Origin of the sequence: Streptococcus zalophi, from assembly GCF_016481285.1 — a bacterium.
Lineage (GTDB): Bacteria > Bacillota > Bacilli > Lactobacillales > Streptococcaceae > Streptococcus > Streptococcus zalophi.
Map to the genome: position 1 here is coordinate 1 of NZ_JAENBP010000003.1, position 13,801 is coordinate 13,801.

Annotated in this window: 8 protein-coding genes; all 8 read right to left on the minus strand. The window is 34.2% G+C overall.

All coding sequences use genetic code 11. The features are described 5' to 3' along the window. Window positions 1-2,521: CshA/CshB family fibrillar adhesin-related protein (locus tag JHK64_RS02805; RefSeq protein WP_199567488.1), on the minus strand; the 2,521-nt coding region annotated here is incomplete at its 3' end. 156 nt (window positions 2,522-2,677) lie between these two features. Continuing rightward, window positions 2,678-5,080, minus strand: coding sequence for a phenylalanine--tRNA ligase subunit beta (gene pheT / locus JHK64_RS02810; RefSeq protein WP_199567489.1), 2,403 nt, complete (start codon window positions 5,078-5,080; stop codon window positions 2,678-2,680). Window positions 5,081-5,148: 68 nt separating this feature from the next. Then, window positions 5,149-6,192 (minus strand): phenylalanine--tRNA ligase subunit alpha, encoded by a 1,044-nt coding sequence (gene pheS / locus JHK64_RS02815; protein ID WP_199567490.1) that lies wholly within the window; start codon window positions 6,190-6,192, stop codon window positions 5,149-5,151. A gap of 299 nt (window positions 6,193-6,491) precedes the next feature. After that, a complete protein-coding gene (gene smc / locus JHK64_RS02820; RefSeq protein ID WP_199567491.1) occupies window positions 6,492-10,031 on the minus strand; it encodes a chromosome segregation protein SMC in 3,540 nt (1,179 codons plus the stop codon). Then, window positions 10,032-10,727 (minus strand): ribonuclease III, encoded by a 696-nt coding sequence (gene rnc / locus JHK64_RS02825; protein WP_199567492.1) that lies wholly within the window; start codon window positions 10,725-10,727, stop codon window positions 10,032-10,034. A 106-nt stretch (window positions 10,728-10,833) separates the two neighbouring features. Next, a complete protein-coding gene (locus JHK64_RS02830; protein WP_199567493.1) occupies window positions 10,834-11,640 on the minus strand; it encodes an MBL fold metallo-hydrolase in 807 nt (268 codons plus the stop codon). After that, window positions 11,641-12,990 (minus strand): cell wall metabolism sensor histidine kinase VicK, encoded by a 1,350-nt coding sequence (gene vicK / locus JHK64_RS02835; protein ID WP_199567494.1) that lies wholly within the window; start codon window positions 12,988-12,990, stop codon window positions 11,641-11,643. Beyond that, complete coding sequence (gene yycF / locus JHK64_RS02840) at window positions 12,983-13,693, minus strand: response regulator YycF (protein ID WP_199567495.1); 711 nt, start codon at window positions 13,691-13,693, stop codon at window positions 12,983-12,985. Before yycF ends, vicK begins: the two co-directional genes overlap by 8 nt. Window positions 13,694-13,801: the final 108 nt, after the last annotated feature.

Consider the following 13,801-nt stretch of genomic DNA (forward strand, 5'->3'; position numbering starts at 1 on the left):
TACTTGTAGTGCCATCGTCAAAAGTAGCTGCTACTGTGTCATCCATCGGAACAGCAACATCACCGCCTGTGAAGGTTGGTTTGCCTGTTTGCACTTGTCCTTGTGGACCTGTTGAAACAGCATCTGTTCCGGTTGGTGTTACTGCTGTTACTGTTGGAATATAAACAGCATCCATAGTTACAAAACCATTAATATTATCATTAATATTGTCTAAACCATTTAATGCTGTATTTGATGTCCAGCCAGTTGTCACACCGTTTTTATCAGTGGCTCTTAAAACAATTCCTTTGGCCGTACCATGGAAGCTTGGAATTGGCGTGAAAGTTACTGTACCATTTGAAGCAACTGTATAAGTTCCTTCACCTGTTTCTGTATAAGTGGAAACTAAAGTACCATCTGATTTCACTATTTTAACAGCAACTGTTGAATCAATTGTGTTTAGAGAATTTAAATCTGTTTTTAATTTACCATAGGCAGTAAAATTGATTTGAGTTGTCTGATTTTTTCCCTGAAGACCGGTTGTTTCTTTACGTTCCCCTCTTGGAGGATGTATTATTTGTATTAAAAAGTCTTCTACTTCACCAGAAGAAGCAAGTTTTGTTGGCGTTTCAATATCTTCTTCTTTTAAAGCAATTCTAACACGTGCACCTAAAGCAGCAATATTCGTATCAATAATTTGAGGTGAATTTTGAAAAACTAAATCAAGTGCTCCATCAGCAGTGATTTCAGTCATTGCTGATGCTTCATTAGTATCGAATTTACCGTTATTATTAAAATCAACCCAACCTTTAACGAAAGCTTTTGCATGACCACTTCTGTTTGCTTTAATTGAAAGAGTATATTGTTGATTGTCAGCTTCATGAATAACAAATGAATTACCATCAGCTGATAACTGTGATACACCTTCATCAGGGGCATCTGCATTATCATCTCTTATCCATGCTTCGTTCGCAGGAACAGGCGTTCTATCATGATCATAATCTGGTCTTACGGTACCTAAATAAGGTGTATCAGCTGTAAAAATATGTTCAGCAGTTCCATATGAATCTGGCGCATCACTAATATCTGAAAATATAAATCCAAATTGCACACCTTGTGCACCCGAAGAGTTGATATAAATACCAACTTCAGTCGCTTTAGTTTTTAAAATTGGAACAGAGTGCTGACCAATGGAAGTAGCAACTGGGCCAAACACTTTAGTACCAATACCTCCATCTGTTATGTCTCCATTTTGCCAGTATTGTGCTTTATATAAATCCGGAAACAGTCCTCTGTTATCTGAACTTAAATCTGAGGCAGTACTTGGTGAGTAGTGATTTCCAGCTGTATTAGAAACATCTGCTATTTTTTCCCAGTCACTACCGTTGGTGGTAAAAATAATCGCTTCATACCCTTTTGACTCTTCTGCATCTGCAACAATAATATCTACTGGATATTCATTCCCTTGATACCTAGCAAAAACTTTCCACTGAATACCGACATCAGCAGATGTTTTTTCTGTTGTTAAAACAACTTTTTTGTCACCAGCATTAACACCAGCTTTTAACAAATGCGACCAATTTTGATCTTGTTTTCTAACAACAATTTCAGCAGTAGTTCCAGGCTCACCATTATTAAATCCATTACCAGGTTGATATGGTGTGCCTTGAATAGCTTGTCTATATTTATTTGTCAGAGTTGGATCATAACCTCCTGTAGGATCACCTATAGAACGCTCTTTGTAAACATCTGTAGACATAAAAGGTTTTAAACCAATGACTTCAGCTACAAATGTATAACCCGGAACAATTTCTTTCTCATAAACAGTTCCAACTTGAAGCGCTATATCACCACTTGGAAGAGTCTTATAATTTTTTAACGAGTTAGTATCACCAAAATCAACCCATGTTACTTGTTCCTGAATGTCTTGAGCAGTTAACTGATCTGTTTGACTAGCTGCATTATTACCATTTCTAAATTGAATTCCACTAGGAATTTTATCACCTTCATTAGATGGACGTTCCATTGCTGAAGTAGTTGGGACATCATTTTTTTGAACAGATTGGGACTTTGTAACATTTTCAGTTATTTTTTCTTCTACTGTTTCTAGTTCACTATTTTCTTCACCTATTTCAGTATTTGTAAATGTTTCTTCAATCTCCAAATCATTATTATTTTCTGGATTATTTTGTTCTAACTGTTTAGAAAAAACAATTTCTTCTTCAGCTACTTCTTTAATTTCATTTTCTAAAACAAGATTATTTGGAACTTCTTCTAAACTAGATTTTTCTACACTATTTTCTTCAATAATTGACAAATTTGTTGATTTTTCTTCTTCAACTGGTTCTACAATATTAGATAGATTTGTATTATCAACGGTAGAATACGTTGTAACAGAATCTGATGACGAAACAGATTCATCCGCTTGAACATTTCCAGCAAATACAGCAAATACAGTCCCAATTAGTACTGATGCTGCTCCTATTTTAAATTTTTTTATGGTAAATCGTTGCTTACTCTCTAATTTTTTTCTTCTTGACATGATATCTCCTTTTTTATAAGACAAAAAGTTTTGTTTCCCTTTAGTATAGGTTTTCTTACACTCTTTGTCAATTAAAATCGCTTACAAATTTGAAAAAATCTTAATCTATTCATTTTCTCTTTTATTCAACAAAAAGAGAGGACTTCATCCTCTCTTTTATCTAATTTCTGCATCTAACTCTATAGCAAGAGCTGTGATAATTTTCTCAATATAATTAGTCACTTCTTCATCAGTTAAACTATCCGTTTCTTTTTGGAAAGTGAAACTGTAAGCCATTGATTTCTTGTCAGCTTCAATGTTAGTACCACTATAGATATCAAATAATTTAATATCTTTAAGATTCTTAACCTTAGCTTTCTTAATAACAGAAATAATGTCATCATGTGTCACATTAATATTAACAAGTACAGCTAAATCTCTTGAAACAGCTGGATATTTAGTAATCTCTTTAAAGATGATTTGAGATTGCCATAGGTCTTCTACTTTTTGCAAATCAATTTCTGCAACATAAGTTTCTGAAAGATCATAATCTTTAGCCATTTGAGGATGAATTTGCCCAACAAAACCAAGAACGACATCATCTTTCAAGATTAGAGCTGTTCTTCCTGGATGCATATTTTCAATCGTTCTCGCTTGATAACTAACAGAGATATTTAACTGATTAAATAAGGTTTCTAAGATACCTTTGGCATAAAAGAAATCAACCGGTGTTGCTTTGGTTTGGAAATCGTTATCTGTTACTAAACCAGTCACAGCAAACGCTAGTTTGCTGGTTTCATTAGGTAGTGGTGCTGTCTGCTCTGTTTTTGGTTCAAAAATTTTACCAATTTCATAAATAGCAATATTTTTAAGATTACGAGCCTTATTATAGGCAACAATATCAAGTATTCCTGCTATCATGTTTTGTCTTAAAGTAGAGCGATCACTTGTCATTGGCCACATCAATTCCGTCAATTCTTGTAGATTTTGAGTAAAGGCAACAGCTTTTTCTGGTGTTGTTAAAGCATAAGAAATCACTTCTGATAAGCCTTGCGCTTCTATAATGTTTCTTACTTTTCGACGTAATTTTTGAGTTTTGGTTAATTCACCAACCGTTCCTCCTGTACTTGGTAGAGTTGTTGGCAACTTATCGTAACCATAGATTCGAGCAATTTCTTCAACAAGGTCAGCTTCAATAGAAATATCCCAACGACGTGGCGGTACTGAAATAGAAAACTCAGTAGCATTACCACTTAGACCAAATCCTAATTGAGCCATTATTTTTTCAATATCATTATAGACAAGTTCAGTTCCAAGACGAGTATTGACATAATCAAGATTGGAAGAGACCACTTTATCCTCTAAGTGTAATTCCCCAGAAGAGACAATACCAGATAAAACATCACCATCTGCCAATTCTGATAGCATGGCAGCAGCATAATCAAGTGCTTCAAGGACTGTAGCTTGATTGATACCTTTTTCAAAACGTGAGGATGATTCAGACCTAAGGTTTAGACGACTACTTGTTTTTCTAACATGTTGCCCATCAAAAACAGCAGCTTCAAGGACAACTGTCTGAGTATTATCATCAATCTCAGTTGATTGACCCCCCATAACCCCAGCAAGAGCAACGGGTTTATCGGCAACAGTAATCACCATATCCTCTGACGTTAAGCTTCTTTCTTCTTCATCTAAAGTGATGATTTTCTCGTTTTCTTTTGCAAGTCTTGCGACAATAGCTTTTTCTTCAAACTTATCATAATCAAAAGCATGCATTGGTTGTCCGAAATAAAGTAATACATAATTAGTGACATCAACCACATTGTTAATTGGTCTAATGCCTTGATTCATTAAAATATTTTGTAGCCATTGTGGGCTTGGTTTAATCACGACATTTTCAACCACACGCGCAGCATAAAAAGAAATTTCTTGATTGGCAACTTGTACAGATAGCAAATCTGAAACTTTTTTATCTGTTTCTACAAACGTTTTTTCTTCAAATTGAACAGGTTTATCATAGATGGCAGCAACTTCGTGCGCTACTCCTCTCATTGATAAAGCATCAGCTCTGTTTGGTGTGATGGCTAATTCGATAATCTCATCATCAAGATCAAGGTATTTAAAAATTGAATCACCAACAAGTGCATCATCGGGAAGACGGTAAATATTATCTTGGTAGTCTTTAGGAATAACAGCATCGGGGACACCAATTTCACTCAAGGAACAAAGCATACCGTAGGATTCTACTCCTCTAATTTTTCCTTTTTTAATTTTACGATTACCAACAATTCTTGCACCTGGAATGGCAACAATCGTTTTCATTTCTAAATCAACTACCTTGCCACCACAAACGACCTGAATAGATTCTTCTTCACCAATATCAACTTGACAGACGGTCAAGTGTGTTTCTGGAATTTTTCCTTTTTCAATAATTTGACCAACGATTAATTTAGACAGACCTTTATCTAAGCGTGAAACACCTTCTACTTCGATTCCGGTGGTTGACATTTTTTCTGCTAATTCTGAACTTGGCACATCAATAGCAACTAATTTTTTTAACCATTTATAACTAACTAACATATTTTTCCTTTCACTTTTATATCTTACTGTTTCATTAAGATGAATACAAGGTTATAAAGATGGCGTTCTTAGTTGAATTGCTCATTAAAACGCTCGTCACCTTGATAGAAACCTCTAATGTCGTTAATACCATAACGTAGCATCGCAATACGTTCTTGACCTAGTCCAAAGGCAAAGCCTGAATATTTTTGAGCATCAACACCACTCATTTCAAGAACATTTGGGTGCACCATTCCTGCACCTAAAATTTCAATCCAGCCAGTGTATTTGCAAACGTTACAACCAGTTCCCCCACACTTGAAACAAGAAACATCGACTTCAACTGATGGTTCTGTGAAAGGAAAGTATGATGGACGAAGACGAATTTTTCGATCATCTCCAAACATTTTTTGACTAATCACTTGAAGAGTTCCTTTTAAATCACTCATTGAGATATTCTCACCTACGACTAAACCTTCAATTTGATGAAATTGGTGACTGTGTGTAGCATCATCTGTATCACGTCTAAAGACACGACCTGGTGAAATCATCTTGAGAGCACCCTTAGAAAAGTCGTGATTGTCCAAGGTTCTTGCTTGAACAGGACTCGTATGCGTTCTTAATAAGACTTCTTCAGTAATATAAAAAGTATCTTGCATATCACGAGCTGGGTGGTTTTTTGGTAGATTCATTCTTTCAAAATTATAATAGTCTGTCTCTACTTCAAAACCATCAACAACTTGAAATCCCATTCCTAAGAATATATCTTCAATTTCTTCATTGATTTGAGTTAAAACATGACGATTCCCATGTTTAAGCTGTTTTCCAGGAAGTGTTACATCTATTTTCTCTGACTCTAGCTGTTTTGCTATTTTTTCATTTGAGATAGCTACTGCTTTTTCTTCGAAAGCCTTGGTTAAAGCGTCTCTAACCTCATTAGCTTCTTTACCAATAACGGGACGCATCTCATTAGATAAATCTTTTAAACCTTTTAAAATTTCAGTGAGCTTTCCTTTTTTCCCAAGAACAGAAACTCGGAGTTCTTGGAGTTCTTTAGCTCCATCCAATGACATTGTTTCTATAGTTTCTAGAGTCTCAGTTTTTAATGATTGTAATTCTTCTTGTAGTGTCATTATAATCCTTTCTTAATCAAAAAAAGTGCCAATGCTCCAATTATTCGGAGCGTTGACACGCGGTACCATCCGTTTTCATCTAGTTAGACTAGATCTTAATTTGACTATCTTCGTATTGAGTGAATTCGCTAAATTAACACTTTGTGAACTTCCAGTCACGGTCCACATTCCCTGTTAAGCTTTCCTTTAGTTACTAGTCTCAAAGATAAGTATTCAATTACCGTTATTGTAACAAATTTTCTATCAGTTAGCAAGATGTTGCCTAACAAAAAATAAGAGATACAAAATCAATACGTTATTTACTGAACCAATTGTTCGGCATCTTTTAATTTGACTGAGACTATTTTTGAAACGCCAGATTCTTGCATGGTGACACCATAGATACTATCAGCAGCGGCCATTGTCCCTTTTCTGTGGGTAACGACAATAAATTGACTGGATTTATCAAAGCGATTCAAATAGTCTCCAAAGCGTTTAACATTAGCCTCATCGAGTGCAGCTTCAACTTCATCTAGGATAACAAAGGGAATTGTTTTCACACGGATAATCGCAAATAAGAGAGCTAAGGCAGAAAGAGCCTTTTCACCACCACTCATTAAGTTGAGCGACTGAATTTTTTTTCCAGGAGGTTGGACAGATATTTCAACACCAGATGTTAGTAAGTCACCTTCTGTCAACTGTAAATCTGCTGTACCACCGCCAAACATTTGCTTAAAGGTTTGCTTGAAACTTTCTCTAACAGCTTCAAAAGTTGTTTTAAATCTTCCTTTTACTTCATCATCCATATCATGAATGGTCGATAGCAACAATTCCTTGGCACTGGTTAAGTCAGATTTTTGTTCATTTAAGAAATCTAATCTTTCTTTCACCTCATCATATTGCTCAACAGCATCTAAATTCACTGGCCCAAGTTTTTTAATAGCATTAAGGTATTGTTTTAACTGCTCTTTTGCTTCAAGCATATTTTCAATTTCTTTTGCTTTTTCTTGAGATTTTGTGAAACTCAACTGATAATCTTCTGATAACAATGTTGCAAATTGGTGTAGTTTGCCACTAATTTGTTCAATTTGTGACTCTAATTGTGTTTGTGTTCTAATCAGTCCCTCATTTTGCTGACTAATTTTTTGAATTTGTTCTGAAATATCATCTAAAGCCCCTTCGCAATCATCCCACTCATATTGTAAACGTACTGATTGCGACTGGTAGTCTTCTTTTTCTTTTTTTGCCTTATCTAGCTGAATGTTAAGAGCTGGTAATTGATCTTCATTAATAGCATTAAGGTGCTGATTTAAAAGAATCTTATTTTTTTCAAAATCAATCTCTAACTGAGTGAGTTCCTCTTTTATTCTCATCAAGTTAGCTTCTTCAAATTTCAATTCATTCAACAAATCACGCTCAATTAAACGCTCTTTAGACAGGGATTTGTTTAATGAGTCAACTTTTTCAATAATACTATCTTTATCTTTCTTGATTTTTTCGATTTCGCTAGTAATAGATAGTTTTTTCTTAGCTATTTCCTCTATCTTAGTTGTAATAGCTGCTTTTTCTTGTGTTAACGCATCAAGGCTAGTATTTTTTTGATTATTTTCAAGATGTTGAAAGAGTGTTTCTTTATCAGCTAACTGTTTTGTTAAACGTGACAACTCAATTGATAGTTTTTGTTCTTCTAATCGTGCTTTTTCACCATCACTCTTTGTTTGCTCAATACTTTCAGAAAGCATGCTTGTCTCTTTTTTCAAGGTTTCTACACGCTTTTCATCAGTCAATACTTTTGCTTTTAATTGGTTAATATCACTTATTAGACTTTCTAGTTCAGGTTTAATGAATAAGGTATTATTTTGACGATTTGCACCACCTGAAAAAGATCCTCCTGGACGAATTTCTGTCCCATCAAGAGTGACTATACGCACCTGATAATTCACCAATCGGGCAGCTTCATTGGCTTGATTGGTATCCTCAAAAATAACAGTCGTTCCAAGCAAATAATTAAAAATGGTTGCTAGGCTTGAGTCAAATGACACTAACTCATTGGCAAGACCAAGGTAGCCTGTTGCTTTTTCCAATTGTTTTTGATAATGAGATGATAACTGTCTTTGTTTAATTGTCGTTAGTGGTAAAAATGTAGCACGTCCTTGACGTGATTTTTTAAGAAAGTCAATGGAGCGTTTGGCCGCCTTTTCATCAGCAACAATAATGTGTTGACTACTAGCACCAAGAGCAATTTCAATAGCGGTTTGATATTTTTTATCAAAGGAAATTTTCTCACTAACAGCACCAATAATATTCTTTATCTCATTGGCATGCTGAAGAACGAACTTGACCCCACTATAAAACTGGCTATGATTTTTAACAATAGCCTCTAAACTATTCTTGCGTGCTTCTTTACCTTTTAGTTGATCTAATTGATCAAATAAATTTGTTTGACTTTTTTGATACAAATGCTCCAACTTCGCTAGCTCAGAAACTTGTGAGTGATACTCTTTTAAAAGTTGCTCAACTTGTTGTTTAGCATCGTCATGAGCTTTTTGTACATTTTGAAGTTCAATTTTTAAGGCTTCTAATTCAATTGTTAGTTGGTCTTTTTCTTTTGCCTTATCTTTCAAAGATTCCTCTTGATTTTCAATAGCAACAGAAATAGAAGTCAGTTGATTAGAAAAATCTGCTTCTTGATGCATTAAAGCCACAAAATCTTCTCGAAAACGTTCAATAATATCGTCAGGATGTGTTGAAAAACGCTCCAATTCTTTTTCAAGAGTAGTGATCTTTTGTTTAACCTGATAGTTTTTTTCTTCTAAAGATGTTAAATGCTCTTTTTTAGTTTGTAAAGCCTGTTTTAATTGCACTTGCTCTTGGCTAATTTTATCTAATGTTTCTTTTGTAAGAGCTTGTTTTTCCTCTTTTTGATTTGACTCCAATGTGATAATTGCAATTTTTCTATCAAGCTCACTAATCAGTCGAGTCAATTCTATCAAATCATTTTGAAGCTTATCTTTTTGTTCAGATAATTGATGTCGTTTTAATTTTAAAGATTGGTTTTCTTTTTCTAAAGCATCCTTTTTAGCATAAAAGTGCTTTAAATTGTCAGAAACTTCTTTTAACTTAGCTTTTTTATCTGATAAATTTTCTTTATAAGTTATGATATCAGCAACCAAAATATCAAGATATAGAGCTTTTCTTTTATCCTCTAAAGAAAGGTATTCTTTAGCGGCTTTTGCTTGTTTTAACAAGGGTTTAATCTGATTATCTAACTCATAAATAATATCATCTAGTCGATCTAAATTATTTTGTGTTTGATTGAGTTTTGTTTCGGTTTCTTTTTTCCTGGTTTTATATTTTAAAACACCTGCAACCTCTTCAAAAATAGCACGTCTTTCTTCTGGCTTACTGTTAAAAATCGATTCAACACGACCTTGGGAAATAATCGAGAAAGAATCTCTGCCAAGTCCAGTATCCATAAACAAGCTATGAATATCTTTCAAACGAACTTTTTTACCATCAATTAAGTAATCACTGTCACCATTACGATAGACATGACGTTCTACTTTTATTTCTTTATTAGCATTTGCAATAAAACCATCGCTATTATCTAGTGTTACGGTTACTTGAGCATAATTAAGAGCTTTACGACTTTCAGTACCTGCAAAAATAACATCGGGCATTTTACCACCACGAAGATTTTTAGCACTCGATTCCCCCAAAGCCCATCTTAAACTTTCTGTGATATTACTTTTTCCTGAACCATTTGGACCAACAACTGCCGTAATCCCTTGATTAAAATCAATTTTTGTTTTATCTGCAAAAGACTTAAAACCATACATTTCAATTTGCTTTAAGTACATTTATGACCTCTTTTTAAAAGCTTCAAGAGCATTTTTTGCTGCTTCTTGTTCTGCTAGTTTTTTAGATTTCCCAACACCAGAGCTAACCTCTTTATTATCGACTAAAACAACGACTTCAAAGGTTTTTGCATGAGCTGGACCAGATTCTTTAACGACCTGGTAGTCAATTAAAACATCTCCTTGAGATTGGAGTAATTCTTGAAAATTTGTTTTATAATCTAAAACACGTTCAAATTTTCCTTCTTCTACTAAGGGAATCATCACCTGACCAAGAAAGGATTCTACAGCCTCAACACCAGAATCAAGTAATAAAGCACCTAAAAATGCTTCAAATAAATCACCTAAAATGGTGTCACGATTACGACCTCCAGACTTTTCTTCGCCTTTACCTAGTCTAATATATTTATCAAACTCACAAAATCTAGAGAAGCCTGCTAAACTTTCTTCGCGAACAATCATAGATCGCATTTTTGAAAGGTCACCTTCTGCTTTTTTAGGGTATTTTCTAAACAGATAATGAGAAATAATCATTTGAAGAACGGCGTCTCCTAAAAATTCCAAACGCTCATTATGTGAAATCTTTAGGAGGCGATGTTCGTTAGCATAACTAGTATGAGTGAAGGCTGTCTTTAATATTTTTTTGTTGTGAAAAACAATCCCAAAATCATTCTTTAATTTTTTATCTAATCCTCTCATTTTCTCTCCTTTCAGCTTAATTCTTGTTATTATTATAACAAAAAAAACTCAGAATAACTATTCTGAGTTGTAACATCCTGATAAGATATCATTTAAGGTTAGCTTATCATAATTTTAACAGTGGCGAGGCTGAATCTGGTGACGTATCATATATTTTAAAATCTTGGCCTACACCAAAATCTGCTCTCATCAATTCTGTTTCCATTGTCAGACGAGCTAGCTCTTTTAAATTATTTTCTTGACTAAGATGTCCTAAATGAATTCTCTTAGTTTTACTTCCCAAAGTTCTTATCATTGTTTCAGCACTATCATCATTAGAAAGATGACCTACATCTGATAAAATGCGTTGTTTAAGACGCCAAGGATATCTTCCTAAACGTAACATATCAACATCGTGATTGGACTCAATGAGGTAACCATCTGCATTTTCAATAAGACCAGATAAACGATCACTAACATAACCTGTATCAGTTAATAAGACAAAACTTTTATTATCTTTCATGACACGGTAAAATTGGGGATCGATAGCATCGTGGCTAACACCAAAACTTTCGACGTCTAAATCACCAAATATTTTAGTGGTTCCACGTTCAAAAATATGTTTTTGAGCCACATCTAATTTACCAATTAATTTATCCATAACAGACCATGTATTTTCATTGGCGTAAACATCTAGGTTGAATTTTCTTGCTAAAACACCGACACCTTGAATGTGATCACTATGTTCATGCGTGACTAAAATAGCATCCAAATCCTCAGCTTTTCGATCTATTTCAGATAATAGTTGAATAATTTTTTTCCCTGATAAACCCGCATCAATAAGCAATTTTTTTTTAGGTGTTTCAATATAAAACGAATTCCCTGTTGAACCTGAGGCTAAAACACTGTACTTAAATCCTAATTGTTCTTCCATTTATCCGACTGTATCCTCCCATTCATCAACAGAAATAGCATCTTTTTCATACGGTAATACAATGGTAAAGGTTGAGCCATGCCCATAATCACTTTTAGCCCAGATAAAACCATGATGTTGTTTAATAATTTCTTTTGCGATAGCTAGACCTAATCCTGTACCACCTTGTTGTCTACTTCTTGCTTTATCAACGCGGTAAAAGCGGTCAAAAATAAGAGGTAAATCTTTTTTAGGAATACCTAAACCCTCATCTGAAATCGAAATAATGAGTTGAGTATCGGTTGTTCTCATATTTACCTTAATTTTACCACCATCTGGAGAATATTTAATAGCATTATTGATAATATTATCAATCACTTGTGTCATTTTATCAGTATCAATTTCAATCCAGATAGATTGAAGAGGATAATCTCTGACAATCGTGTATTTTTTTTCTGACGTTTCTCGATTTATCTTGATTTGATCAAAACGATTCAAGATAAAAGTCATAAAAGAAGTAAAATTTGTTAATTCCACATTGAGTTGTGTTGCCTGATTATCAATCCTAGATAAATTTAGAAGGTCATTAATCATTCGCATCATGCGGTTAGTTTCATCAAGAGATACTCTAATAAAATTAGGCGCAATCTCATCTCTTAACGCTCCTTCATCAAGGGCTTCAAGATAGGACTTAACAGATGTTAATGGTGTTCTCAATTCATGACTAACATTCGATACAAATAAACGACGCTCACGTTCTTCTTTTTCTTGCTCGGTTGTATCATGTAATACGGCAACCAAACCAGAAATAAAGCCACTCTCTCGTCTATTCAAGGCAAATCTAATTCTAAGCGTAACAAATTCTCCGATATCATTACGGCGGTTAAGAACAACTTCAGGTGTTTTTGACACCAAATCATGGTAGGTATACTCATTATCAGCATCAAAAATATCTAAAATGTTTAATTCAAGAGCTTCTTCTCTTGTTAAATTGAGTTGCTTTTGAGCAGTATCATTAATCATGATGATTTTACCACCACGATCAGTTGCAAGAACCCCATCACTCATATAAGCAAGAATACTTGATAGCCGATTAGTTTCTTGAGATAATTTATCGTGGGTTAAATGAAAAACTCTTGATAAATCATTAATGTTTTCAGCTAATTCAACAAGATCCTGACTTGATTTCACATCAAGAATTTCTGAATAGTCGCCAGCCATTAACGAATAGATTTTTTCATTCATTTGTTTAATAGTTTCAGCTTGACGATAATCCTTTAAGGCTGAATAAACAAAATAAATGGCTGCAATTATTAGTAAGACTAAAAGAGATAACTCAAAAAGTGTTAAATTATCCGATACATTATTCATAATTTTTCATATAATAACCAACACCACGGCGTGTCAAAATATATTCGGGACGACTTGGTTGGTCTTCAATTTTTTCACGAAGTCTACGAATAGTGACATCAACTGTTCTAACATCACCAAAGTAATCATAACCCCAAACAGTCTCTAATAAGTGCTCACGTGTCATCACTTGCCCCATATGAGTTGCTAAATGGTGAAGCAACTCAAACTCACGATGGGTTAAGTCAATTTCAGAACCATGTTTTTGAGCTACAAAAGCATCTGGAAGGATTTCTAAATCACCAACAACAATCGTTGGTTTCAATCCTTTTTTATTATCTTCTGAGGCTGCTGTTTCGATGTTTTCAGTACGACGTAAATGCGCTTTAATACGCGCCAGTAATTCTCTGTTTGAAAATGGCTTTGTGACATAATCATCAGCACCAATTTCCAACCCTATGACTTTGTCAAACTCACTATCTTTCGCTGAAAGCATGATGATTGGAAGATGGCTTGTTTTTCTAACTTCTTTTGCCACTTCTAAACCATCTAACTCAGGCAACATTAAATCCAAAATAAGTAGATCGGGCTTTTCTTCATGAAATTTTTCAAGAGCTTCTCTGCCATCAAAAGCAGTCACAACATCGTAACCTTCTTTGGTTAAATTAAATTTAATGATATCCGAAATTGGCTTTTCATCATCGACAACAAGTATTTTTTTCATAATGGCCTCTCTCTCGTTCTTCACGGATGTTTTCTTTGATATCCATTCTATGCTACTACTCTTTAAAGTAGTTGTTGACAATTATTTCCTAAATTATAACAAATTTAT